The sequence below is a fragment of the Leifsonia shinshuensis genome, assembly GCF_013410375.1.
Taxonomy (GTDB): domain Bacteria; phylum Actinomycetota; class Actinomycetes; order Actinomycetales; family Microbacteriaceae; genus Leifsonia; species Leifsonia shinshuensis.
This window is the reverse complement of the sequence record NZ_JACCFL010000001.1, coordinates 3,405,367-3,429,090: the sequence shown is the minus strand read 5'-3', so window position 1 is coordinate 3,429,090 and position 23,724 is coordinate 3,405,367. Positions and strand designations below refer to the sequence as shown.

20 protein-coding genes are annotated in these 23,724 nt (G+C 73.3%); 12 read left to right on the top strand and 8 right to left on the bottom strand.

Translation table 11 applies throughout. From position 1 onward, the window contains the following. The 4 genes from galE to HNR13_RS16640 all read left to right on the top strand — a co-directional run bounded on the left by galE (window position 1) and on the right by HNR13_RS16640 (window position 6,391). Window positions 1–963, top strand: coding sequence for a UDP-glucose 4-epimerase GalE (gene galE / locus HNR13_RS16655; protein WP_179607591.1), 963 nt, complete (start codon window positions 1–3; stop codon window positions 961–963). Between the two features lie 185 nt (window positions 964–1,148). Next, complete coding sequence (locus HNR13_RS16650) at window positions 1,149–1,469, top strand: WhiB family transcriptional regulator (RefSeq protein WP_179607589.1); 321 nt, start codon at window positions 1,149–1,151, stop codon at window positions 1,467–1,469. 70 nt (window positions 1,470–1,539) lie between these two features. Beyond that, the gene (locus tag HNR13_RS16645; RefSeq protein WP_179607587.1) at window positions 1,540–4,968 is read left to right on the top strand and encodes a glycosyltransferase; all 3,429 of its coding nucleotides are present in this window, start codon (window positions 1,540–1,542) and stop codon (window positions 4,966–4,968) included. Continuing rightward, complete coding sequence (locus HNR13_RS16640; RefSeq protein ID WP_179607585.1) at window positions 4,961–6,391, top strand: DUF5719 family protein; 1,431 nt, start codon at window positions 4,961–4,963, stop codon at window positions 6,389–6,391. Before HNR13_RS16645 ends, HNR13_RS16640 begins: the two co-directional genes overlap by 8 nt. 27 nt (window positions 6,392–6,418) lie before the next feature. Here HNR13_RS16640 and HNR13_RS16635 read toward each other — a convergent pair whose 3' ends face one another. Continuing rightward, window positions 6,419–6,862, bottom strand: a complete 444-nt coding sequence (locus tag HNR13_RS16635; RefSeq protein ID WP_179607584.1) for a metallopeptidase family protein — start codon at window positions 6,860–6,862, stop codon at window positions 6,419–6,421. Between the two features lie 42 nt (window positions 6,863–6,904). Here HNR13_RS16635 and HNR13_RS16630 point away from each other — a divergent pair, with 42 nt between their 5' ends. The 4 genes from HNR13_RS16630 to HNR13_RS16615 are packed head-to-tail and all read left to right on the top strand — an operon-like array spanning window position 6,905 to window position 10,657. Continuing rightward, entirely contained in the window at window positions 6,905–7,117 is a 213-nt protein-coding gene (locus HNR13_RS16630) for a DUF3499 family protein (RefSeq protein WP_179607582.1), read from the top strand. A 9-nt stretch (window positions 7,118–7,126) separates the two neighbouring features. After that, window positions 7,127–8,569, top strand: a complete 1,443-nt coding sequence (locus HNR13_RS16625; RefSeq protein WP_179607580.1) for a phosphomannomutase/phosphoglucomutase — start codon at window positions 7,127–7,129, stop codon at window positions 8,567–8,569. 55 nt (window positions 8,570–8,624) lie between these two features. Then, window positions 8,625–10,106, top strand: a complete 1,482-nt coding sequence (gene ahcY / locus HNR13_RS16620) for an adenosylhomocysteinase (RefSeq protein WP_179607579.1) — start codon at window positions 8,625–8,627, stop codon at window positions 10,104–10,106. Continuing rightward, entirely contained in the window at window positions 10,106–10,657 is a 552-nt protein-coding gene (locus HNR13_RS16615; RefSeq protein ID WP_179607577.1) for a GNAT family N-acetyltransferase, read from the top strand. The genes ahcY and HNR13_RS16615 overlap by 1 nt, the downstream gene beginning before the upstream one ends. A gap of 16 nt (window positions 10,658–10,673) precedes the next feature. On the opposite strand, the gene HNR13_RS16610 is transcribed toward HNR13_RS16615, so the two are convergent. Beyond that, entirely contained in the window at window positions 10,674–11,582 is a 909-nt protein-coding gene (locus tag HNR13_RS16610) for a cyclase family protein (protein WP_179607575.1), read from the bottom strand. Between the two features lie 43 nt (window positions 11,583–11,625). Then, window positions 11,626–12,516, bottom strand: a complete 891-nt coding sequence (locus tag HNR13_RS16605; RefSeq protein WP_179607573.1) for an RDD family protein — start codon at window positions 12,514–12,516, stop codon at window positions 11,626–11,628. Window positions 12,517–12,533: 17 nt separating this feature from the next. Here HNR13_RS16605 and HNR13_RS16600 point away from each other — a divergent pair, with 17 nt between their 5' ends. After that, window positions 12,534–13,529, top strand: a complete 996-nt coding sequence (locus tag HNR13_RS16600; protein ID WP_179607572.1) for a stage II sporulation protein M — start codon at window positions 12,534–12,536, stop codon at window positions 13,527–13,529. 152 nt (window positions 13,530–13,681) lie between these two features. On the opposite strand, the gene HNR13_RS16595 is transcribed toward HNR13_RS16600, so the two are convergent. The 5 genes from HNR13_RS16595 to HNR13_RS16575 are packed head-to-tail and all read right to left on the bottom strand — an operon-like array spanning window position 13,682 to window position 19,380. Continuing rightward, complete coding sequence (locus HNR13_RS16595) at window positions 13,682–15,013, bottom strand: DUF58 domain-containing protein (protein ID WP_179607570.1); 1,332 nt, start codon at window positions 15,011–15,013, stop codon at window positions 13,682–13,684. A gap of 8 nt (window positions 15,014–15,021) precedes the next feature. Further along, window positions 15,022–16,047 (bottom strand): AAA family ATPase, encoded by a 1,026-nt coding sequence (locus tag HNR13_RS16590; RefSeq protein ID WP_179607568.1) that lies wholly within the window; start codon window positions 16,045–16,047, stop codon window positions 15,022–15,024. After that, window positions 16,044–17,309, bottom strand: a complete 1,266-nt coding sequence (locus HNR13_RS16585; protein WP_179607566.1) for a DUF4350 domain-containing protein — start codon at window positions 17,307–17,309, stop codon at window positions 16,044–16,046. The genes HNR13_RS16590 and HNR13_RS16585 overlap by 4 nt, the downstream gene beginning before the upstream one ends. Beyond that, entirely contained in the window at window positions 17,306–17,944 is a 639-nt protein-coding gene (locus tag HNR13_RS16580) for a DUF4129 domain-containing protein (protein WP_343063590.1), read from the bottom strand. The genes HNR13_RS16585 and HNR13_RS16580 overlap by 4 nt, the downstream gene beginning before the upstream one ends. 2 nt (window positions 17,945–17,946) lie before the next feature. Then, complete coding sequence (locus HNR13_RS16575; protein WP_179607564.1) at window positions 17,947–19,380, bottom strand: DUF7847 domain-containing protein; 1,434 nt, start codon at window positions 19,378–19,380, stop codon at window positions 17,947–17,949. Window positions 19,381–19,610: 230 nt separating this feature from the next. On the opposite strand from HNR13_RS16575, the gene mtrA reads away from it, so the two are divergent. The 3 genes from mtrA to HNR13_RS16560 are packed head-to-tail and all read left to right on the top strand — an operon-like array spanning window position 19,611 to window position 23,714. Beyond that, entirely contained in the window at window positions 19,611–20,294 is a 684-nt protein-coding gene (mtrA, locus tag HNR13_RS16570; RefSeq protein ID WP_179607562.1) for an MtrAB system response regulator MtrA, read from the top strand. Window positions 20,295–20,307: 13 nt separating this feature from the next. After that, window positions 20,308–22,023 carry an MtrAB system histidine kinase MtrB gene (gene mtrB, locus HNR13_RS16565; RefSeq protein WP_179607560.1) on the top strand — a complete coding sequence of 572 codons (1,716 nt, stop codon included), beginning with the start codon at window positions 20,308–20,310 and terminating at the stop codon, window positions 22,021–22,023. Then, window positions 22,020–23,714, top strand: coding sequence for an LpqB family beta-propeller domain-containing protein (locus tag HNR13_RS16560; protein WP_179607558.1), 1,695 nt, complete (start codon window positions 22,020–22,022; stop codon window positions 23,712–23,714). The genes mtrB and HNR13_RS16560 overlap by 4 nt, the downstream gene beginning before the upstream one ends. Window positions 23,715–23,724: the final 10 nt, after the last annotated feature.

Here is a 23,724-nt window from a genome sequence, read left to right as displayed (position 1 = left end):
GTGGCGTGGTTGGTGACTGGAGGGGCCGGCTACATCGGCTCCCACGTGGTGCGGGCGTTCCTCGCCGAGGGCATCGAGGTCGTCGTGGTCGACGACCTCTCCAGCGGGCACGAGGAGTTCGTGCCGGCGAGCGTGCCCTTCTACCGCGGCACCATCCTCGACGGTGCGCTGCTGGAGCGGATCTTCCGGGAGAACACCGTCACCGGGGTCGTTCACGTCGCCGGCTTCAAGTACGCCGGGGTGTCGGTCCAGCGCCCGCTGCACACCTACGAGCAGAACGTCACGGCGACCGCGGTGCTGCTCGCCGCGATGCAGGAGGCGGGGGTCGACGCGATCGTCTTCTCCTCCTCGGCCGCGGTGTACGGGACGCCCGACGTCGACATCGTCACCGAGGCCACGCCGAAGAGCCCGGAGTCGCCGTACGGGGAGTCCAAGCTGATCGGGGAGTGGCTGCTGCGCGACCAGGGCGTCGCCGCGTCGCTGCGGCACACCTCGCTGCGCTACTTCAACGTCGTCGGCTCCGGCGACCCCGCGCTGCGCGACACCAGCCCGCACAACCTGTTCCCGCTGGTCTTCGACGCGCTCGTCGCCGGCCGGACCCCGCGGGTCAACGGCGACGACTACCCGACGCCGGACGGGACCTGCGTGCGCGACTACATCCACGTCGCCGACCTCGCCGTCTCGCACGTCGCCGCCGCCAAGCGGCTCGACGCGGGCGAGCCGATCGAGGCCGTCTACAACCTGGGCAGCGGCGACGGCGTCAGCGTGGGCGAGATCATGTCCACGGTGGCCCGCGTGACGGGGATCGCCTTCACCCCAGAAGTGGGGCCTCGACGGCCGGGCGACCCGGCGAGGATCGTTGCCTCAGGAGAGCTCGCCGCGCGCGATCTCGACTGGAAGATGCGCCACACTCTCGCCGAAATGGTAGGCAGCGCCTGGGAAGCACGCCAGGCGGCGTCCTGATCTCCCGGTCGATGGGGGTAGACAGGTCGGGCGTGTCGCGATTGTTGTCGAGCCTCGGCGCGTCGTGAACTCTCGACCAGGCATCCAGGCTTTACGATTCGCGACTTGACGGAAGCGAATGACAACGGTGTAATTATTGCGACACGACAAATGTGTCCTCGGCAGTTAAGGGTGGGGAGACCGATATGGCAATTCCTGAATATCGTTCTGGGGTACCCGACGACTGGTTCATCGATCCGGTGCGACTCGGGGTTCCGGGAGTCCGGGCGGGTGTCGACGACGACAACCCGCTCGCCTGGCAGTCCGACGCCCTGTGCGCGCAGACGGATCCGGAGGCGTTCTTCCCCGAGAAGGGCGGCTCCACGCGTGACGCGAAGCGGATCTGCACCTCGTGCGAGGTCCGGTCCCAGTGCCTCGAGTACGCGCTCGCCAACGACGAGCGGTTCGGGATCTGGGGCGGGCTCTCCGAGCGCGAGCGCCGCAAGCTCCGCAAGCGCGCGGGCTGACCGGGTCGAATACGCGCCGCGCCCGACGCACTACCGGGATCGGCGCAGCCCCAACTTAGGCTGACTCCCGATGTATCCGAGAGTCACCGCCATCGTCGTCGCCCCGAGCGGCGGCACCCGCCTGCAGCGCACTCTCGACGCCCTCGCGGCGCAGACCCGTCAGCCGGACGCCGTGATCGCCGTCGACTGCGCGAGCACGGACGATGCCGCCCGCCTGCTCGCCGACGCGAAGCCCACCCAGCTTCTCCGGAGCCCGGAGAAGCTGCCTTTCGGCGCCGCGATCGCGACCGCCGTCCGCGTCCTTCCCCCCACCAGCTCGTCCGACGAGCTGCTCTGGCTGCTCGCCCACGACACCGCCCCGGAGCCCGAGGCGCTGGAGCGGCTGCTCGGCGCGCTCGAGGTGTCCCCGTCGGTGGCCGTCGTCGGGCCCAAGCTGGTCGACGCGGAGGACGCCGCGTTCATCCGCGAGTTCGGCGAGTCGATGACGCCGTTCGGCGCGTCCCTCCCGCTGGTCGAGAACGAGCTCGACCAGGCGCAGCACGACGGCCTCAGCGACGTGCTCGCCGTCTCCTCGGCCGGCATGCTCGTCCGCCAGCCGGTGTGGGAGGCCCTCGACGGCTTCGACCCCGCCCTGCCGACCATCGACGACGGCCTCGACTTCTGCACCAGGGCCCGCCTGGCGGGCTACCGCGTCACGCTCGTGGCTCAGGCCCGCGTCGCGGTCGGCGGCGACGGGGTCGCCGGCCCGAACCTGTCGCGCAAGTGGTCGGTGCGCCGCAAGCTCGCCGGGGAGCGCCGGCGCGCGCAGCTGCACCGCCGGATGGTCTACGCGCCGGGCTGGGCGCTCGTCCCGCACTGGCTGACCCTGGTGCCGCTCGCGATCCTGCGCTCGCTGCTGCGCGTGCTGCGCAAGGAGCCCGGCTCCGTCGGCGGTGAGCTCGGCGCGGCGTTCCGGGTCGCCTTCTCCGGACTCGCGGTCAGCAACGCGCGCCGCAGGCTCGCCCGCGCCCGCACGGTGGGCTGGGCGGCGATCGCCCCGCTGCGCCTGCCGTTCGCCGAGGTGCGCCGCGGCCGCGCGCTCAAACGCGAAGCGGCGATGGTGCGGCAGCAGGGCGAGCGCCAGGACCTCGACTTCTGGGGCACCGGAGGCGGCTGGACCGTGCTCGCGATGCTGGCCGTCGGCGTTGTGCTGTTCTACCCGCTGGCCGGCTCCGGCGCGATCACCGGCGGCGGGATGCTGCCGCTGAACAGCTCGGTCGGCGAGCTCTGGGCGAACCTCGGCTACGGCTGGCGCGACATCAACCTCGGCCTCACCGGCGCCGCCGACCCGTTCTCCGCGGTCCTCGCCGTGCTCGGCACCCTGACCTTCTGGCAGCCCAGCGTCTCGCTCGTGGCGCTCTGGCTGCTCGCGCTCCCGCTGGCGGCGCTGGGAGCCTGGCTCGCCGCCGCGCGACTGACCGTGCGGCCCACCCTGCGGGCCTTCGCCGCCGTCGTCTACGCTCTCGCGCCGACCCTGTTCGTCGCGCTGCAGGGCGGCCGGCCGGGCGCGGTGCTCGCGCACGTGCTGCTCCCGTGGCTGTTCTTCGCGGGGCTGGCGGCCCGCCGGTCCTGGACCGCCAGCGCGACGACCGCCCTGATCGCCGCGGCGACCGTCGCCTGCGCGCCCGTGCTCATCCCGGCTCTCGTGGTGGCCTGGATCGCCGCCATCGTGTTCGCCGGCCGGCGCGCGGCGCGCATCGTCTTCATCCCCCTGCCCGCCGTGGTGCTGTTCGCGCCGCTGGTCTGGCAGCAGGTCTCCCGCGGTGCCTGGCTCTCGATCTTCGCGGACCCGGGCGTCCCGCTCGACGCCAGGCAGACGCCGGCCTGGCAGCTCGCCCTCGGCTTCCCGGACGGCGCCCTCGGCGGCTGGCACACCCTCGCGCAGTCCTTCGGCCTGAGCGCACTGCCCGGCAACGTGATCGTCCCGATCCTGCTGGCGCCGCTCGGCGTCCTGGCCATCCTCGCCCTGTTCCTGCGCGGCACGGTCCGCGCGATCGTCGCGCTGCTGGTCGCCCTCGCCGGGTTCCTGACCGCGGTGCTGGCGCTCCACCTTGAGCTGGCGGTGTCCGGCTCTGCCGTCGTCCCGATCTGGCCGGGCAGCGCGGTGAGCCTCTACTGGCTCGGGCTGGTCGGAGCGGCCGTCCTGGCGCTCTCGGCGCTCCGCCGCGGCGCGCTGGCCCCGGCGTGGGTCGCGATGGCGACCATCGCGATCGCGGCGGTGCCGTCGGCGCTCGCCACCCACGACGGCCAGGCGCTGGTGACGGCGAGCGACGGCCGCACGATACCGGCGGTCGTCACCGCGAAGGCGGCCACCCAGCCGCGGGCCGGGACGCTCCGGATCACCCCGCAGCCGGACGGCGGCATCCAGGCCGAGGTCGTCCGTGGCGCGGGCGTGACCCTCGATGGCCAGAGCACGCTCAGCTCGACCGCGCGCTCGCTGACTTCCGGTCAGCGCGAGCTCGCGACGCTCGCCGGCAACCTGTCGTCGCGGAGCGGCTACGACGCGTCCGGCGAGCTCAAGCGGCTCGGGATCGACTTCGTGCTGCTGTCCCCGTCGGCGACCGCCCTCGACGAGCACGTCGGGGTGAAGCCGGACACCGCGGCCGCCGACGCCACGCGGACCCGGGCGGGCGTCGCGATGGACGCGAACTCCCTGCTCGTCCCGGTCGGCCAGACCGCGACCGGCTCGCTCTGGGCCTTCGACCGCGGCACCGCCGCGGTGCCGCCCGCGGCGCAGATCCCGCCGGACGCCGGCGGGATGTGGCGGCTGATCGTGCTCCTCGTCCAGGGCGTGATCGTCGGCCTGACGCTGCTGCTCGCCATCCCGACCACGCGCTCCGCGGACCGGGTGTCCGAGCTCAACTCCCGCCGCCCCGCGCGCAAGCACGGCGGAGAGCCGCCCGCGGTCGAGCCGGACGACGAGCCGGAGACGCCGACGGACGGCGACCACCCGCTCGCCGAGGAGACGCTGGACGAGTGGGACGCCGAGCCCGACGACGAGGCGGCGATCGAGTCGGCGGACGAGGACGAGGCCCGCGAGGCCCGTCACGAGTCGGCGGACTCCGCACGGTCGGAGCCGGCCGCCGAGGCCGCCGTGGCGCCTGAGCAGCCTGCGCTGCTGCCGGACGCGTTCGTCGAGCCCGAGCCGGTCGCGGCCGAGCCCGTGGCCGCGGAGCCGGTGGCCGCCGAGCCGGTGTCGGCAGAGCCCGAGCCCGCCGTCGCGCCGACGCCCGAGCCCGCGCCCGAGCCCGCCGTCGCGCCGACGCCCGAGCCCGCACCCGAGCCCGAGGCCGGGACGCCTCGCACCTCCGAGCCGGTGGCCCCGGAGCCCGACTCGGCCGCGCGCGACTTCGCCCTCCAGGCCGTCGTCTCCTTCGACGCGCCGACCACCCTGGAGGACGGTCTGGACGAGACCATCATCCGACCCCGCCCGTCCATCGAGAGGAGCGATCGTGGCTGACCGCCGTGCCCTCGCCCAGGGCGGCGCCCGTGCGATCGGAGCCCTCGTCGGCGTCGGGATCGCCGTCGCCGTGATCGCGGGGGCGACCCTGCTGCCGCTGCCCGACTTCGCGATCGGCGCGCCGTCGCAGACCGTGCACCCGGTGCCGGCCGACCAGCAGCGCGTCTGCCCCGGTCCGGTGCTCGCCCTCGCGGCCGACGCCGGGCAGGCCTCCCGCCCGAGCGCGATCGGCAACGCGTCGTCCGTCTACGGCACGGACGGCCCCGACGTCCAGACCCGGAACCTCACGCCGGACGCCTCCGCCGCCGCGCCCGACCAGGCCCCGCTGGCCCTGACCGCGGCGACCCCGCGCGGCGCGACCAAGCCGCCGCTGTTCGGCGGCGCCCAGATCCAGAACGTCGTCAGCCCCGACCTCTCCGGCCTGGCCGCGGCCTCCTGCGCCGAGGCGTCGGCCGACAGCTGGCTGGTGGCCGGAGCGACGACGCTCGGCCAGACCAGCCTCGTGCTGCTCTCCAACCCGACGTCCGTGGACGCGACCGTCAACCTCGACATCTTCACCGAGACCGGGCGGGTCAGCGCGCCGGGCGCCACCGGCATCGTCGTCCCGGCCGGCGCGCAGAAGGTGGTGCCGCTCGCCGGCCTCGCCCCCTCCGCGACCGCTCCGGTCGTCCACGTGTCCACCAGCGGCGGCGAGGTCGTCGCCACGATGCAGCAGAGCTTCGAGCAGGGCATCGAGCCGCGCGGCGCGGAGCTCGCAGGCCCCACCGGTGCGCCCTCCCGGGTGCAGACCATCTCCGGCGTCACGATCGCGTCGCTCGCCGCCATCACGGCCGCGCAGTCCTCCGAGAGCGTCAGCGTGGAGTTCCCGACCGTGCGGCTCTTCGTGCCCGGCACGCAGGACGCGCAGGTCACGATCGGCGCCGTCGGCGAGAGCGGCACCGCCGCGGGCGACTCGTACGCGCAGACGGTGAAGGCCGGCAACGTCGCGGAGATCCCGCTCGACCACCTCAAGGACGGCAACTTCACCGTCACCGTCCGCTCCAGCGTCCCGGTCGTGGCCGCGGTGCGCACCTCGGTGATCGGGAGCAAGACCCGCGACTTCGCCTGGTTCGTCTCGTCGCCGCCGCTCACGGGCGACCAGCTGGTCGCGATCCCGGTCGGGCCGAAGACGCTCGTCCACTTCGCGAACGCCGAGGACAAGGACGTGAAGGTCAAGCTCCAGCCCGAGTCCGGGTCGCCGATCGCCCTGACGGTGCCCGCGGAGGGCGGTGCGAACGCAGGGGTGACTGCCGGCCGCTACACCGTGACGGGCGCGGAGGGGCTCGTGGTCAGCGTCAGCTTCGCCGGCGACGGGCAGGCCAGCTCGTACGCCGTCTCGCCGGCCGGACCGCTCGCGGCGCCCATCGAGGTCTACCCGCACTGAGCCCGTGCCGCGCTGCGGCGGCTCCGGTCAGAAGTGCCGGAAGCGGTCGGGCGCGAGGTCCCAGGGGTCCTTGCCGAGGAGCTCGGCGACGGCCCGGAACACGCAGCCCTCGATGTACATCCGGCGGTGCAGGTCGTCGTCGCGGTGCAGCTTCGTCAGGCGCTGGATGGGCACCCGGTAGAGCACGATCCTGCGGCGGGCGTGGTCGACGTACCAGCGGTCGACGCCGTCGCTCCCGGTGTTGCCGACCGGGGTGGCCGCGACCTCGAAGTGCACGTTCGCCAGCTCGTCCGGCCAGACGCCCTTGAGGTAGTCGGCGGTGGAGGCGACGGTCATGTCGAAGAAGTCGATGCGGTTCTGCAGCATCGGCAGGTGCGGGCCCGTCACCGGCCCGCGCGCGCCGCGTCCGTGACGGCTGCGCCACCGGCTGGTCGCCGGGGGGTTGCTGCTGGTGCGGCGGTTGCGGGGCATGTCGCAATCCTACGTCGGCGGCGCTCGGGTAGTCTGAGCGCGATGTTGAGCCGCCCGTGTTCCCGTGTCGCGTGTCCGCGCGACGCCGTGTCGACGCTGACCTACGTGTACGCGGACTCGATGGCCGTCCTCGGCCCGCTCAGCCTCCACCACGAGCCGCACTCCTACGACCTGTGCGCCATCCACGCGGAGCGCCTGTCGGCGCCGCAGGGCTGGCAGATCGTGCGGCACGAGGTGTTCGGCGAGATCAAGTAGGGTGACCGGATGCACACATCTGACTCGATCGACGACGTCCGCGAGGCCCTGGCCGGGGTGGTCAAGACCTACGACGTCCGCGGGCTGGTCGGCAGCGGACTGACCCCGGAGGTCGTGACCGCGATCGCCGCGGGCTTCGTCGACGAGATCGGCGCGGCGGGCTCGGAGGTCGTCGTCGGCCACGACATGCGCGACTCCTCGCCGGAGTTCGCCGCCGCGTTCGCCCGGGGCGCCCAGGCGCGCGGAGCGGACGTCGTGTCGATCGGGCTGTGCTCCACCGACGAGTCCTACTTCGCGTCCGGCGCCCTGCAGGCGCCCGCCGCGATGTTCACCGCCAGCCACAACCCGGCCAGCTACAACGGCATCAAGCTGTCGCGCGCCGGCGCCCAGGGCCTGAGCCTCGACACCGGCCTCGCCGCCATCCGCGACCGCGCCGCCGTGTACCTGGTCGAGGGTCTGGAGTCCGTGGCCGAGCCCGGCTCCTACCGCGAGCAGGACGTCCTGGCCGACTACGCCGCCTACCTGCGCGGGCTGGTCGACCTCAGCGCGATCCGGCCGATCCGCGTCGTGGTCGACGCGGGCAACGGCATGGGCGGTCTCACCGTCCCCGCCGTGCTGGGCGAGGCCGCCGGGCTGCCCGCGCTGCCGATCGAGATCGTCCCGCTGTACTTCGAGCTCGACGGCACCTTCCCCAACCACGAGGCCAACCCGCTGGAGCCGGCGAACCTGGTCGACCTCCAGGCGGCCGTGGTCGAGCATGGCGCCGACCTCGGGCTCGCCTTCGACGGCGACGCCGACCGCTGCTTCGTCGTCGACGAGACCGGCGCCGCGGTGTCGCCCTCCGCGGTCGCCGCCATCGTCGCGCTCCGCGAGATCGACCGCGCCCGCGCGGAGGACCCGGACGCGCCGATCACCGTCATCCACAACCTGATCACCTCGAACATCGTCCCGGAGACGATCGAGGCGGCCGGGGCGACGCCGTACCGCACGCGCGTCGGCCACTCGCTCATCAAGGCCGCCATGCGCGAGACCGGGGCGGTCTTCGGCGGCGAGCACTCGGCGCACTACTACTTCCGCGACTTCTGGAGCGCCGACAACGGCATGCTGGCCGCGATGCACCTGCTGGCCGAGTTCGGCGCGCAGGAGCGGCCGCTGTCCGAGCTGGCCGCCGCGTACTCGCCGTACTCGCAGTCCGGCGAGCTCAACTCGACGGTGGAGGACGTCCCCGCCGCCTACGCGCGCGTGGTCGAGGCGTTCACCGGCCGCGCGGAGTTCGACGAGCTCGACGGACTCACCGTCACCGGCTTCACCGACGAGACCGAGCCGTTCTGGTGGTTCTCGGTGCGTCCGTCCAACACCGAGCCGCTGCTGCGCCTCAACGTGGAGGCCGCGGACGCCCCCACGATGACGCGCATCCGCGACGAGGTGCTGGCGCTCATCCGCGCCGACTAGCCCGCAGGGGCGTCATCCCACTGGCGCGCGAGCGCATGCATGGGAGAATAAGCGCATGCCTTCCGCCGTCACTGAAACATCCCTGCCGTTCCGCGTCGCCGACCTGTCGCTCGCCGAGGCCGGCCGGCACCAGATCCGGCTCGCCGAGAACGAGATGCCCGGCCTGATGGCCCTCCGCGCGGAGTTCGGCGCGTCCAAGCCGCTCACCGGCGCGCGCATCGCGGGCTCCCTGCACATGACCGTGCAGACCGCGGTGCTGATCGAGACGCTCGTGGCCCTCGGCGCGCAGGTGCGCTGGGCGAGCTGCAACATCTTCTCCACCCAGGACGAGGCCGCCGCCGCCATCGCCGTCGGCCCGGGCGGCACGCCCCAGGCGCCGGCCGGCGTCCCGGTCTTCGCATGGAAGGGCGAGACCCTCGACGAATACTGGTGGTGCACGCAGCAGATCTTCGACTGGAGCTCCGAGGCGGCAGCGGCTGGCGCCGACTGGACCGGCCCCAACCTGATCCTCGACGACGGCGGCGACGCCACCCTCCTGGTCCACAAGGGCCGCGAGTTCGAGCTCGCCGGCGCCGTGCCGGACGACGCAGAGGGCGACAGCCACGAGTACCGCGTCATCCTCGCCGCGCTGCGCGCGTCGCTGGCGACCTCCACCGACCGCTGGACCCGGATCGCGGACGGCATCCTCGGCGTCACCGAGGAGACCACGACCGGCGTGCACCGCCTCTACGAGCTGGCCAAGCACGGCGAGCTGCTGTTCCCGGCGATCAACGTCAACGACTCGGTCACCAAGAGCAAGTTCGACAACAAGTACGGCATCCGGCACTCCCTGCCCGACGGTCTCAACCGCGCCACCGACGTGCTCATGGGCGGCAAGGTCGCGTTCGTCGCCGGCTACGGCGACGTGGGCAAGGGCGCGGCGGAGGCGCTCCGCGGCCAGGGCGCCCGCGTGATCGTCAGCGAGATCGACCCGATCAACGCGCTGCAGGCGGCGATGGACGGCTTCCAGGTCGCCACGCTGGAGTCCGTGATCGACCAGGTCGACATCGTCATCACCGGCACGGGCAACGTCAACGTGGTCACGCTGGACCACATCCTCGCGATGAAGCACCTCGCCATCGTCGCCAACGTCGGCCACTTCGACAACGAGATCGACATGGCCTCCCTGGAGGCGCTGCCCGGCGCCGAGAAGGTGGAGATCAAGCCGCAGGTCCACGAGTGGCGGCTGCCGAACGGCCGCAGCGTCCTGGTGCTCTCCGAGGGCCGGCTGATGAACCTCGGCAACGCGACCGGCCACCCGAGCTTCGTGATGAGCAACTCGTTCGCCAACCAGGTGCTCGCCCAGCTGGAGCTGTTCGTCTCGACCGAGAACTACCCGATCGGCGTGTACGTGCTGCCGAAGCACCTCGACGAGAAGGTGGCGCGGCTGCACCTCGCCGCCCTCGGCGTGCAGCTGACCACCCTCACGGACGAGCAGGCCGCCTACATCGGCGTGCCGGTCGACGGCCCGTACAAAGTCGACCACTACCGCTACTGATGGCGCTGGACTTCGCAGACCGGGAGCTCCCCGGCGGCCTCCTGCTGCGCCTGCGCCGGGAGGAGGACGCCGCGGCGCTCGCGGCCGCCTACACCCGCAACCGCGGCCACCTCGCCCCCTGGGACCCGACCCGCTCCGAGGACTTCTTCACCGAGGCCGGCCAGCGCACCCGCACGCTCGAACTGCTCGCGCTGCGCTCGCTGGAGACGGCGGTCCCGCTCGTGATCGTGGACGGCGACGAGATCGCCGGAGGGATCGACCTGAGCAACATCGTCCGCGGAGCGTTCCAGAGCGCGATGGTCGGCTACTGGCTGGATCGCGGCCACACCGGCCGCGGCCTCGCCTCGGTGGCGCTGACGGCGCTCCTCGACGCGGCGAGGGACGACTACGCCCTGCACCGCGTCCAGGCGGCGACCCTGCTGGCCAACCACGCGTCCCAGTCGGTGCTCACCCGCGCCGGCTTCGAGCGCATCGGCGTGGCCCCGAACTACCTGAAGATCGCGGGGCGCTGGCAGGACCACGTGCTGTTCCAGAAGATCCTGCACGACTGAGCGAGGTTGCGGAGGGTCACACCTCCGCGAACGCCCGCACCGGGAACGTCCCGAAGCCCTCGACCGCCGGCGGCGCCGCCGTGAAGCGCGCGCCGCGGGCGGGGAGGTCGCCGAGGCGGGTGAGGTGCTCGACCACGTGGATGCTGTGGGCGAGCAGGATGCTGTGCGCCGGGCGGGAGCCGTCGTTCTCGGTGTCGTCGATGTTGAGGGAGTCGATGCCCACCAGCGTCACTCCCGCGTCGGCCAGGTGCTGCGCGCCCGCCTCGGTGAGGTAGGGCGCGCCCGACGCGTAGGCGGGCGTGCCGAACCGGGCGTCCCAGCCGGTGTGCAGCAGCACGGCCGTGCCGGCCAGATCGCGGTCGAAGAACACCTCCGCGGGGATGCCGCGCTCGCCGGCGTCCTGGAGGTGGAACACCTCGGCGGGGAGGCCGACCAGCGTCGACAGGTCGAGCGACGCGAGGTCGCCGCCGTCGGCATAGCGGTGGTAGGGGCTGTCGAGGTAGGTGCCGGTGTTGCCGATCATCGTGATGACGTCCATCGCGAATTCGGTGCCGGGGGCGTAGCGCTCGCGGGACGCCTCCCGGGTGAGGTGCGGGGTGATGGCCGGGGCGGGCAGCCCGGGGTAGGTCACCAGGCCGGTGCGGATGGGGTGACTGAGATCGACCACCCGGCCCGAATGCGCCTCCTGCGCCGCGGGAGGCGTCGCGACCCCGCGGCTCCCGCGGTGCGGCTCCTTGACGATGCGCAGGTCGCGCAGCTCCACGGCGCCGACGAGCGCGAGGCCGAGGTGGCGGACGAACAGCTCGGCGACCTCCTCCTCGCCGACGTCCGCGGACGGGACGTCGAGCCGGAAGCCCTCCGCGGTCAGGCCGCCGCCGTTGACGAACGACACGGCGGCGTCGAAGTGGGCACGGTACTCGGTCATCGGGGCTCCAGGGATGGTCGGCCCGGCCGCTGCGGGGAGGTGCTCAGCGATCCGGGAACGAGTGCGGGAGGGCGTCCAGCACGGGCTGGAGGCGCTGCAGCCGCTCGGCCTCCAGCGCCAGCCCGGCCGCGTCGCGCCGGCGGCGCAGCACGGCGACGCCGACCAGGAACGTCTCGGCGTCGACCGGCGGCAGCGGCGACACGTACGGCGCCGCCTCGCGGGCGAGCTCCGTGCTCAGCCCGATCCGTGCGGCGGCGGTCAGCTGCGGGGCTTGCCGGACGAACTGCGCGATCCGGCGGGAGAGCCGGTCCGGCAGCCTCCCGACGTCGGCGTTCACAGCCCAGGCCGACAGCTGCGGCGGCAGGTACAGCGCGAGCGGCTGGGGCTTCGGGACCCGCTCCAGCTGGCTGTAGGTGCCGGCCAGCAGGTCGCCGAGGCGCTTGGAGCGCGAGTTGAGGAGGCCGGTCAGCGCGGCGATCCCGCCGAACGTCAGGTAGATCTCGAGCACGCCGGTGAGTGCGCGGATGAACGCGTGCCGGAAGCCGGTCGCCCCGCCGTCGTCGCGCACGATCCTGGCGCCGACCGCGAGCCGGCCGAGCGAGCGGCCCCGGGTCAGCAGCTCCATCGCGGTGGGCAGGATCACGGTGCCGAACACGAGGATGAGCACGATCAGCACCCGGATGAGCGCCTGGTCGAGGCCGCCCCCGGTCGCCACCAGGAGCAGGACGCAGCCGAGCATCACCAGCATGGAGAACAGCCAGTCGATCATCGTGCCCGCGGCGCGCAGGATGTAGCTCGCCGGCTTGACGTCGAGGGTGACGGCCTCGCCGGTGATCAGCTCGCGCTCGCCGGGCGCCGCGCCCCGCGGCCCCGGACTCGACAGGCCCGCGTTCGGAAGCCCCCCGCTCGGGAGGATGGGCGCGGATGCCGTCATGGCTATCATTCAAGCAGATGGATCTCGACGCATACACTGCAGCGCACGGCGCGGACTGGGAACGCCTCGGCCGGCTGGCCCGGCGGCGCCGCCTCGACGGCCGCGACGCCGACGAGCTGATCGACCTCTACCAGTCCGGGGCGGCCGACCTGTCCGCCATCCAGACGAGCGCGGGCTCGACCACGGTGGGGGACCGGCTCTCGGTGACGCTCGCGTCGGCCCGGCTCCGCTTCACCGGGGCGGGCGCGAACCCGCTGTCGCAGCTCCCGCGCTTCTTCGCCCTCCAGCTGCCGGCCGCGCTGTACCGGATCCGCTGGATCGTGCTGGCGGTGGCGGTCGCGACGATCATCGTCTCGACGCTCTACGCGCTGTGGATCACCGGCAACCCCGGCGTGCTGCGCAACCTCGGCGACGACGCCGCGCTGAAGCAGTACGTGAACCACTCCTTCGTCGACTACTACTCGAACAACCCCGCCGCCTCGTTCGCCGGGCAGGTGTGGACCAACAACGCCTGGATCGCCGCGCAGTGCATCGCCTTCGGGATCACCGGGATCTGGGTGCCGTACGTGCTCGTGCAGAACGCGGTCGGCATCGGCACGGCGGCGGGCGTCATGTTCGCGTACGGCCGCGGCGACGTGCTGTTCTCGTACATCCTGCCGCACGGCCTCCTCGAGCTCACCAGCGTCTTCGTCGCCGCCGCGGCGGGCCTGCGGATCTTCTGGGCCTGGATCGCGCCGGGCGCGCGCACCCGCGGGCAGGCGCTCGCCGAGGACGGCCGCGCGCTGTTCACGGTCGCGGTCGGCTGCGCGATCAGCCTCTTCGTGTCCGGGCTGATCGAGGGCTTCGTCACCCCGTCGGACCTGCCGGTGTGGGTCAAGATCGGGATCGGCGTGCTCGCCCTCGGCGCGTACCTCTTCTACATGCTGTTCGTCGGCCGCCGCGCGGTGCGCGCGGGCGAGACCGGGGACCTCACCGAGTTCGAGGCGGGCGACCGCCGCGTCGTCGCCGGCTGACCCTCCCGGCATTCGGCACGAATGTCTGCTTTCGCGTCGCCAAACCGCACATTCGTCACGAATCTGGCGCTCCAGGCTAGGGCGCGATTCGGCACGAATGTGCGGTATCGGGACGCGCGACGCGACATTCGGCACGAATGTGCCGGTGGTGCTCAGAGGCGGCCGGCGGCCTTCAGCGCGAGGTAGCGGTCCGCGAGCGCGGGCGGGAGGTCGGCGGGGGAGCCCGTGACCACCTCGCCGCCGAGCCGGCGGACCGCGGCGGACACGCGCGCGACGTCCAGCAGCGCACGCTCGGCGGAGGCCGCCAGGTAGACGTCCTCGCGTCGATCCCGCCGGGCGATGGCGGCCTCGGTGTCGGGGTCGGTGACGCTCGCCACCAGCACGAGGTGCTTCCGGGTGAGCTGCGGCAGCACGGACAGCAGGCCGCGCGAGCCGCCGGGGGCGTCGAGCGAGGTCAGCAGCACGACGAGCGAGCGCTGGCTGGTCATCGCGCCCACCTGCGCCGGCACCGCCGACCAGTCCATCTCGATGAGCGCGGGCTCGATTCCCGCCATCGCGTCCACCATCCGGGACAGCAGCTCGGGACCGGCCGCCCCCTGCACGCGCCCGCGCACGACCCGGTCGTACGCCAGCAGGTCGACGCGGTCGCCCGCCCGGGTGGCGAGGGCGGCGAGCAGCAGCGACGCCTCGAACGCCGTGTCGATGCGCGGCTCGTCCGCGATGCGCGCCGCGGAGGTGCGGGCGGTGTCGATCACCAGGACCACCCGGCGGTCGCGCTCCGGCCGCCAAGTGCGCACCATCACGCGCGCGCCGCGGCCTCCGGTCGGGTCGTGCCTGCGGGCGGTCGCCCGCCAGTCGATGGAGCGCACGTCGTCGCCGCGCACGTACTCGCGCAGCGAGTCGAACTCGGTGCCCTGGCCGCGCAGCATGACGCTCGTGGCGCCCTCCAGCTCCCGGAGCCGGGCGAGCCGCGACGGCAGGTGCTTGCGCGAGGCGAACGGCGGCAGCACCCGGATGCGGCCGGGCGCGGCCAGCGTCGCCTGGCGCGCCCACAGGCCCAGCGGCCCCCACGCCCGGACGGTGACCTGCTCCACCCGTCGCTCGCCGCGCCGCCACGGCGTCAGCGACACCTGCACGCGCCGGCGTTCCCCCGGCGGGATGGCGATGGCGGTGCGGGTCGGCTCGGCGCCCGCGGACGGCTCCCAGGCGTCCCGGAGCGTGCCGCGCAGCGTCCGCGTCCCGGCGTTCGTGACGAACAGCGCGCTCGTGGCCTCCGTCCCGAGGCGCACCCGGGCGGGCAGCTCCCTGCTGAGCCGGAGCCGGCGCGGGGACACTGCCAGCGCGAGGTCGATCGACCCCAGCGCCAGGCACAGCAGCACCCAGCCGCCGAGCGCGGCGTAGGCGAGCCCCGCCTGGCCGCCGAGCAGCACGACGGGGACGGCGCCCAGCGCGAGCAGGGCGACGAAACGTCCGGACACGGTCATCTGCGGGCCTAGATCGGGACCTGGACCTGCTGGACGATCGAGCGCAGCACGGCGTCGGCGCCCACGCCCTCCAGCTCCGCCTCCGGCCGCAGCTGGATCCGGTGCCGCCAGACCGGCACGAGCATCGCCTGGACGTGGTCCGGGGTGATCGAGTCGTAGCCGGAGAGCCACGCCCACGCCTTGGCGGCCGCGAGCAGGGCGGTCGTGCCGCGCGGGCTCACACCGAGGCGCACGGACGGGCTGCGCCGGGTGGCGCGCGCCAGGTCGACGATGTAGGCCAGCACGTCGGGGTTCGCGCCCACCGCGGCCGCCGCGGCGCGCGCGGCCTCCAGCTGGCGGGCGTCGAGCACGGGCGTGACTCCCGCGCCGGCGAGGTCGCGCGGGTCGAAGCCGCCCGCGTGCCTGCGCAGCACCTCCACCTCGGCGTCGCGCTCCGGCACGTCCAGGGTGAGCTTGAGCAGGAAGCGGTCGAGCTGCGCCTCGGGGAGCGTGTACGTGCCCTCGTACTCGATCGGGTTCTGGGTGGCCGCCACGATGAAGGGATCGGGGAGGCGGCGGCTCACGCCGTCGACGCTGACCTGGCGCTCCTCCATCGCTTCCAGGAGCGCCGACTGCGTCTTCGGCGGCGTCCGGTTGATCTCGTCGGCGAGCAGGATGTTCGTGAAGACGGGACCCTCGCGGAACACGAAGCCGCCGGTCTGCGCGTCGTACACGAGCGAGCCGGTCACGTCGCCCGGCATCAGGTCGGGCGTGAACTGGATGCGGGTCGTCGAGAGGCTGAGGGCCTGGCTGAGCGAGCGCACCAGCAGCGTCTTCGCGACGCCGGGCACGCCCTCCAGGAGGACGTGGCCGCGGGCGAGGAGCGCGATGATCAGCCCGGTGACGGCGCCCTCCTGGCCGACGACGGCCTTGCCGACCTCCGCGCGCACCCGCGCCAGCGCGTGCCGGAGGTCGGTGGAGCCGGCGGAGGACGGCGCCGCCGCGGCGCCCTGCGCTGCCGTGACGGAGGGGGATCCGGTCGTGAGGTCGGTCATTGTTCCATTCTTCCGGTCGTTCGCGGGGTGTGCGGCGAGGCGGCGTCGGCCGTCGCGCGTTCGAGTTCGGCGAGCCCGTCGGAGAGCGCGATGAGCTCCCGGTCGCTGCGCGGATGCTGCTCGAGGAGCAGGAACAGGATGCCGGGGCGGTCGCGGCCGGTGATCGCCGCGACGGCGTCGGCGACCTCCTCGGTGGTGGCGACGCGGGGGAGGCCGACCAGCCCGGCGAGGCGGCCGATCGCCCCGATCCGCAGCGCGTCGGCGGCGCGGAGCCGCGCGGACGAGCGCTGATAGAGGCGGGCGCGGCCCTCGCGCGTCTCGCCCGCGCGCACGACCACGGGGAGGTGCTCGACCACGAGCGGGCCGAACCGCCTGCCGCGCCAGATCGCCGCGGCGAGGAACACCAGCGTCAGCAGGATCACGACGGGGGTCACCCATCCCGGGGTGAGCGACGCGAGGTCGGGCGCTCCGGTGACCGGCCGGTCGAGGAGGCCGGGAAGGTACCAGACCAGCGTGCGGTGATCGCCGAGCAGGCCGAGGCCCAGCGCGGCGTTGCCCAGCCGCTCCACGCCGTCGTTCATCAGAACGCTGGCCGAGCCGAGCAGGTGGACGTTGCGGCCCTCGTGCGTCGTGCTCACCAGGGCCGCGCGGCCGCCGGAGGACTCGAAGCACGCGGTGGCGTCGCCGGTCGCCCGGAAGCTGCCCGGTGAACTCGCGCCGTCGGTGTCGGCGGTCGGCCGCGGGTCGATGCTCCCGGCGCGCCGGGCGGCCGGCAGGTCGCAGCCGGCCGTCGCGGTGGAGTCGGTGGCGCCCGCGGCGTGCACGCCGGGAGCGAGGGCCTGCAGCGCCGCGAAGTCCGGCTCGACCAGGACGATGGTGCTCGCGATCGAGCTGAGCTGTTCGTACCCCTGCCGGTCCAGGTTGCCCTGCGGGTCGAAGACGAGCACCGTGGTGTCGTCGCCCGCCGCCGAGCGCACCTCGTCCAGCGTGCCCGCCGTGCGGACGGTCACGCCGTGCTGGCCGAGGACCTGCGCGATCGCCCGGCCGCCGGCCGGGCCCGGGTTGGTCGAGCTCAGCGGGTCGCCCACGACGGCGCCGCCGCCGTTCAGCAGGAGGCCGGAGAGGGCGACGAGCACCGCGATCGCGGCGAGGACGATCCACGGGACCGCCCGCCGGGCCGTGCGCCGCACGGTGGGGGAGACCGCGGGGGCGACGTCCGGCTCGGCCGGCCGGTCTGTGTGCGGTGCGAAGGTCCCTGTCATGCGACAACGGCCTCCTGGTCCGGCCGGACGCGCTGCAGCTGCCCGTCGAGGTCGAGGAGCTGCCGGTAGCCGGCCTCGGAGCCGGGCCGGTCGAGGTAACGGACCTCGTCGAAGGTCCGGGCGGCCTGGCGGAGCGCGGCCGCCTTCGCGGGCGCCGCGCGCGAGGCCTGCGACGCGAACTCGGTCGCGGTGGTGCCGGGCCGCACCTCCACGAGGGTGCGCTCGTCCAGCGAGACCGCGATCGCGCGGAACTGCTCCTCGATCGCCAGCGGCCAGTCCTCCGCGCGGGCGGCGTCGGCCGCCGAGCGCCGCAGCTCGTCCGCGGAACGGGCGTCGCCCGCGCCGAACAGCGCGCGCGGGGCGGACGCGGCGCGTCGGTTGACCCGCGGGCGCCCGAAGACGACGAACGCGACGACGATGAGCGCGGCGGCGATCAGCACGACCACCACCAGGAGGACGGGGCCCGCGCTCCCGGTCGGCCCGTTGAGCAGCGAGGCGAGCCAGTCCTGCACCGCCTTGGAGGCGATGTCGAACCAGGTCGGCTTGGCCGCCTGGTACTCGGGCTTGGCGAGCTCGTTGCGGATCCAGTCCTGAGCCTGCGGCGAGCTCGGGTCGACCGGGACGTCGAAGCGCACGCTCAGGCGCCCGGCCAGGTCGCTGTCGGCGCCGGCTGCGTGTACGGGTCGGGGAGGTCCTGGCCGGTCTGCCTGGCCTCGACGAACCGCACGAGCTCGAGGTCGAGCCCCTCCTTGCGCATCCGCAGGTCGATGTAGATCAGGCCGAGCGCGGCGGACTGGACGACGCTGCCGATCGCGCCGACGATCGCCGTGACGACGGACGAGATCAGGTTGACGCCCAGCTGACTGACGAAGATCTGTGCGAACGAGCTCTGATCGGGCGTGCTCAGCGACGTCGGCGCGAACACGCCCCCGAGCATGCCGCCGAGGAGCGCGAACGGGAACGCGATCACCTGGGTCACGGCGTAGATGATCAGCCAGAGCAGGATGATCACGCCGAAGGTGCGCCAGAAGTAGCCGGTCGTGAGCCGCCAGGAGCGCGAGATCGCGGCGCGGAACGGCAGCCGCTCGATGACCAGGGCGCTCGGCACGATCGAGAGCTTGGTGTAGAGCCAGACGAAGACGACCACCAGGCCGATGCTCCCGCCGAGGCCGACGAGGACGGCGCCGATGACCCCGGCCGTGCCGCCCAGCATCGCGAGGGCGACGATGATCGCGACCACGAGCGCGAGGGCGACGAGCCAGAACAGGGACCAGAGGAACGTCCAGCCGACCAGCGCGCCGAAGCGCGTGCGGAAGAGCTGCCAGAGCGCGCGGAAGGTCAGCTTCTCGCCGAGGGTCTCGCGGGACACCTCGGAGACGACGATGCCCTGCAGCAGCGCGCTGAAGATGCCGGAGATGACGACGACGAGCACGCCGAGGACGATGCTGCCGCCTACGGCGCCCGCCGTGATGGTGTCGCGGTCCGCGGCGCTCGCGTTCTGGATGCGGGAGAAGAGGAGGAAGAAGCCGCCGTAGAGGAGGGCCGTGACCAGGATCGTCGGGACGCCCTGGAGGAGGAGCGCGGCCCCGACGGTGATCTTGGGGTTGCGGCGCAGAGCCTGGAAGGGCGCGCCGATCAGTGTGCCGAACGACAGCGGACGCAGCGGGATCAAGCCCGGCTTGGGCGGCGGGGCCCAGCCCGGCTGCGCGCCGGCGGACCCGTAGGGCTGCTGCCAGCCCTGCTGCTGCCAGCCCTGCGAGTAGTCGTACTGCCAGCCGGGCTGCTGGTACCCCTGCTGCGGGTAGCCCTGCTGCGGGTAGCCGGGCTGCGGATAGCCCTGCTGCCCGTACGGCGGCTGCTGCGGATAGCCGGGTTGCTGCGGATACCCCTGCTGCTGCCCGTACCCCGGCGCGTACTCGCCGTACTGCGGAACCGCGGGAGCCGCGGCGGGAGCCGCGGGCGGCGGAGCGGAGGGCGTCGACCCGTCCGGCGCAGGCACTCCGGGCGCCGCGTCGCCCGCCCCTGCGCCCTCGGACGCCTCCGGTGCCCGCCAGCTCTGGTCGTCGCTCACGCCGTGCCTCTCATCCCCCGTCTGATGCGGTGCTCCCATGCTGGCACATCCGACGCTGCGGCGATGCCCCGCCCACAGGGCACGCGGACGACCCGTTCCTCCACAGTCTCGACGTGCCCACAGCGCGCATCGGGCGGGCATACAAGGCTCGTGCAGCCTCAGCGACTACGCTTGTCCCGTTACAGCTGCGGCGCGCGCCGCCCGAGAGGGGTTCAGGGGATTCTTCGGACATGACTAGTCGCATCCTGGTGGTCGACGACGACACCGCCCTCGCCGAGATGATCGGCATCGTGCTCCGCACCGAGGGATTCGACCCCGTGTTCTGCGAAGACGGCGCCCAGGCGCTCGACATCTTCCGCGCGGCCAAGCCCGACCTCGTCCTGCTCGACCTGATGCTGCCCGGCCTCGACGGGATCGAGGTCTGCGGTCGCATCCGCGCCGAGTCCGGCACCCCCGTCATCATGCTCACCGCCAAGTCCGACACCGCCGACGTCGTCAAGGGCCTGGAGTCCGGCGCCGACGACTACATGGTCAAGCCCTTCAACCCGAAGGAGCTGGTGGCGCGCATCCGCACCCGGCTGCGGCCCGCACCGACCAGCCCGCCCGCCGAGCAGCTGCGAGTCGGCGACCTCGTCGTCGACGTCGCCGGCCACGAGGTGCGCCGCGGCGACTCCCGCATCGCGCTCACGCCGCTGGAGTTCGACCTCCTGCTCGCGCTGGCCTCCAAGCCGCAGCAGGTGTTCACCCGGGAGATGTTGCTGGAGCAGGTCTGGGGCTACCACTACAAGGCGGACACCCGGCTGGTGAACGTGCACGTCCAGCGCCTGCGCGCCAAGGTGGAGCAGGACCCGGACAACCCCAAGATCGTGATGACCGTGCGCGGGGTGGGCTACCGCGCCGGCGCGGCGACCTGACCGGGAGGCCGCGATGCGCTTCCGGTGGCCGGACAGGGAGTGGTGGCGGCAGCTGCCCTCCGACCTGGCGCGCCTCTGGAGACGCTCGCTGCAGCTGCGCACCGTCGCGATCACGCTGCTCCTGACCGGCGTCGCGATCCTCGTCACCGGCGTCTACATGGCGCTCAGCATCAGCAACGACCTCTACCAGTCGCGGCTCGACCAGGCGCTGCGCGACTCCAGCCGGGCGACGACGGCCGCCCAGTCGACGCTGAACGCGTCGGACATCTCCTCGGGCGACAGCGGGAAGAACCTGCTCAACTCCACCCTGCAGGCGGTGCAGGCGTCGACCTCCAGCCGGCTGATCGCCGCCTACCGCGTGCCCGGGCAGGACACCAGCGTCCTCGCTCCGCCGGACCGCGGCAGCCCCGCGCTCAACCCGGTCATCTCGCAGCAGCTGCGCACGGCCGTCGAGAACGGCGGGACCAAGCAGTTCTACCAGTCGGTCGCGCTCCCCGCCGGAACGGACTCCACCGACCCCGGCATCGTGGTCGGCACCCAGCTCACCCTGCCGATGTACGGCCACTACGAGCTGTACATCGGCTACAACCTGCGCGACTCGGAGAACACGCTGCTGTTCGTGCAGAACACTCTCCTCCTGGCCGGACTTGCGCTGATCGTGCTGATCGGCGCGATCACCTGGCTGATCGTGCGCTTCGTGGTCGAGCCGATCCGCGTCGCCGCCCGCACCAGTGAGCGGCTGGCCGCCGGCGACCTCGCGGTGCGCATCCCCGAGAAGGGCGAGGATGTCTTCGCGTCGCTCGCCCGCTCGTTCAACGGGATGGCGGACAGCATGCAGAGCCAGATCAACCAGCTCGCGACGCTCTCGCAGCTCCAGCAGCGCTTCGTGTCGGACGTGTCGCACGAGCTGCGGACGCCGCTGACGACCATCCGGCTCGCGGGCGACGTCATCTACGACCAGCGCGGCTCCTTCCCGCCGGCGACCTCGCGCACGGCCGAGCTGCTGCACACCCAGATCGAGCGCTTCGACCGGCTGCTCTCCGACCTGCTCGAGATCAGCCGCTACGACGCCGGCTCCGTGGCGCTCGACCCGGAGCCCACCAACCTCGTCCGGCTGGGCGAGGAGGTCGTCGACGAGCTCCGCACCCTCGCCGAGCAGAACGGCTCGGAGCTGCGGCTGGAGGCCCCCGGCGGCTACTTCGATGTGGGCATGGACCCGCGCCGCATCCGCCGCGTCGTGCGCAACCTCATCGGCAACGCGATCGAGCACGGCGAGGGCGCGCCGGTGGTGGTCACCGTGGACAGCAACGAGACGGCCGTCGCGCTGACCGTCCGCGACTACGGGATCGGCATGAGCCAGCAGGACGTCAACCACGTCTTCGACCGGTTCTGGCGCGCCGACCCGTCCCGCAAGCGCACGCTCGGCGGCACCGGGCTCGGCCTCGCCATCTCCCTGGAGGACGCCACGCTGCACTCGGGCTGGCTCCAGGTCTGGTCGATGCCGGGGGAGGGGTCGTGCTTCCGGCTGACCCTGCCGCGGTTCACGGGCAAGGGGATCATCGCCTCCCCGCTGCCGCTGCCTCCCCTGGACGCGGGGACGAAGCCGGGGCGGCGCGAGCCGGCGGCGGCCGACGCCGGCCCGGCCGGCGACGCCGAAGTGGACGACACGCCGGCCTACGACACCGCCGTCGACGACGCCCCCCTGCCGGGAAGCGAGGCCCGCGCATGAGGCCGCGGACGGTGCGCGGCCTCGGAGCGGCGATCGCCGCGGTCCTCGCGCTGGCGCTGGCGGCGTGCGCGAGCATCCCGGACGCCGGGCCGGTGCGCCAGGGCGGCCCCGTGGCCCAGGTCAACGACCAGCTCGACCTCGACTTCAACCCGTCGCCGCCCGAGAACGGCGCGACCCCGCAGCGGATCGTCCAGGGCTTCATCGACGCCGCGTCCAGTCCGAAGAACAACTTCGCCATCGCCCGGGAGTACCTCACCCGGTCGATGGGGGCGTCCTGGAACCCGGACGAATCGGTCACGGTGGACGACGGCCGCAGCCGCACCTTCGACCACACGGGCAACCAGTGGTCGGTGGACGTCAACCCCGTCGCCAATGTGGACAGCGTCGGCGCGTACCACCCGGTGTCGAGCAACGCGCCCGTCGGACTCAGCTATCAGCTCACCAAGGAGAACGGCCAGTGGCGCATCGCCGTGGCCCCCGACGGTGTCGTCATCGACGACCCGACCTTCCGCGCCGTCTACAGCCAGCAGACGCTCTACTTCTACAACGCGGACTACTCCTACCTGGTGCCGGACGCCCGCTGGTTCCCCGCCCGGGTCGCGGCCGCCGCCACCCGCGTGGCGAGCGCCGTGCTGGCCGGCCCGGCCAAGTGGCTGAACGGCGCCGTGACCAGCGCCTTCCCGCAGGGCACGCAGCTGGCCGTGCCGTCGGTCACCACGTCGAACGGCGTCGCGCACGTCGACCTGAGCTCGGAGGCGGGCCAGGCCGATCAGCTGCAGCTCCAGCGGATGCAGTTGCAGCTGGAGCAGAGCCTCGGCTCGCTGGCGTCCTCCGTCCAGCTGTCGATCGAGGGCAACACCCAGCAGATCGCGCAGCTGCCGGACAACGCGGTGCCCTTGCAGGATCCGCCGGTGGACTCGCACGCCATCGTCTACCGCGGCGAGTCGTTCGGGCTCCTCAACGGGTCGACCATCACGCCGCTGAGCGGGCTCAGTGACAAGGTGGTCGCCCTCCAGCCGTCCGCCGCGACCGTGAACGCGGCCCGCGACGAGGTGGCGGTGCTCTCGCACGGCGTGGCGGTGCTCGTCCGCAAGTCCGGCGACCCGGTGCACGTCGACCTGCGCCCGGGCTTGATCGCTCCCGCGCTGGACAACCAGGGCTGGCTGTGGAGCGTGCCGTCGACGGCCCCGAACGCGATCCAGGTTGCCGGAGCCAACGGCCAGCCGCACGCCGTCAAGGTGGACTGGCCGGGCGCGGTCGGGATCGTCGCGCTCGCCGTCTCGCGCGACGGGACGCGGGTGGTCGCGGTGCTCCGGACGGGGAGCGGCTACGCCGTGGTCGCGGCCGGGGTGGTGCGCGGCGCGGACGGCCTGCCGACCTCCATCACGGCGCCTATCGAGCTGACGGTCGGCGACGGCAGCCCGACTTCCATCGCCTGGACGGGCGAGCTCACGGTGGTCGTGCTCAGCGCCACCAGCGGCGACGCCACAGGGATCAACGAGCAGACCATCGGCGGCACCTCGTCCACCACAGCCGGCCCGTCGGCCGGCCGGACGATCGTGGGCGCAGGCGGGCTGTCGCGGTACCTCGTGCTCGCCGGCGACGGCACTCTGCAGGCGCCGACGGGCAGCGGCTGGCAGACCCAGACCGACAAGGTCGGCGCCGTCGCGGTGCAGCTCGGGCAGCCCTGAGGCCGGTTCT

Excerpts from the sequence above, each read along its gene's own strand:
- HNR13_RS16650 (WP_179607589.1), top strand. The coding sequence starts at position 1,149 with ATGGCAATTCCTGAATATCGTTCTGGGGTACCCGACGACTGGTTCATC.
- HNR13_RS16645 (WP_179607587.1), top strand. The coding sequence starts at position 1,540 with ATGTATCCGAGAGTCACCGCCATCGTCGTCGCCCCGAGCGGCGGCACC.
- HNR13_RS16635 (WP_179607584.1), bottom strand. The coding sequence starts at position 6,862 with ATGCCCCGCAACCGCCGCACCAGCAGCAACCCCCCGGCGACCAGCCGG.
- HNR13_RS16630 (WP_179607582.1), top strand. The coding sequence starts at position 6,905 with ATGTTGAGCCGCCCGTGTTCCCGTGTCGCGTGTCCGCGCGACGCCGTG.
- HNR13_RS16625 (WP_179607580.1), top strand. The coding sequence starts at position 7,127 with ATGCACACATCTGACTCGATCGACGACGTCCGCGAGGCCCTGGCCGGG.
- ahcY (WP_179607579.1), top strand. The coding sequence starts at position 8,625 with ATGCCTTCCGCCGTCACTGAAACATCCCTGCCGTTCCGCGTCGCCGAC.
- HNR13_RS16615 (WP_179607577.1), top strand. The coding sequence starts at position 10,106 with ATGGCGCTGGACTTCGCAGACCGGGAGCTCCCCGGCGGCCTCCTGCTG.
- HNR13_RS16610 (WP_179607575.1), bottom strand. The coding sequence starts at position 11,582 with ATGACCGAGTACCGTGCCCACTTCGACGCCGCCGTGTCGTTCGTCAAC.
- HNR13_RS16605 (WP_179607573.1), bottom strand. The coding sequence starts at position 12,516 with ATGACGGCATCCGCGCCCATCCTCCCGAGCGGGGGGCTTCCGAACGCG.
- HNR13_RS16600 (WP_179607572.1), top strand. The coding sequence starts at position 12,534 with ATGGATCTCGACGCATACACTGCAGCGCACGGCGCGGACTGGGAACGC.
- HNR13_RS16595 (WP_179607570.1), bottom strand. The coding sequence starts at position 15,013 with ATGACCGTGTCCGGACGTTTCGTCGCCCTGCTCGCGCTGGGCGCCGTC.
- HNR13_RS16590 (WP_179607568.1), bottom strand. The coding sequence starts at position 16,047 with ATGACCGACCTCACGACCGGATCCCCCTCCGTCACGGCAGCGCAGGGC.
- HNR13_RS16585 (WP_179607566.1), bottom strand. The coding sequence starts at position 17,309 with ATGACAGGGACCTTCGCACCGCACACAGACCGGCCGGCCGAGCCGGAC.
- mtrA (WP_179607562.1), top strand. The coding sequence starts at position 19,611 with ATGACTAGTCGCATCCTGGTGGTCGACGACGACACCGCCCTCGCCGAG.
- mtrB (WP_179607560.1), top strand. The coding sequence starts at position 20,308 with ATGCGCTTCCGGTGGCCGGACAGGGAGTGGTGGCGGCAGCTGCCCTCC.
- HNR13_RS16560 (WP_179607558.1), top strand. The coding sequence starts at position 22,020 with ATGAGGCCGCGGACGGTGCGCGGCCTCGGAGCGGCGATCGCCGCGGTC.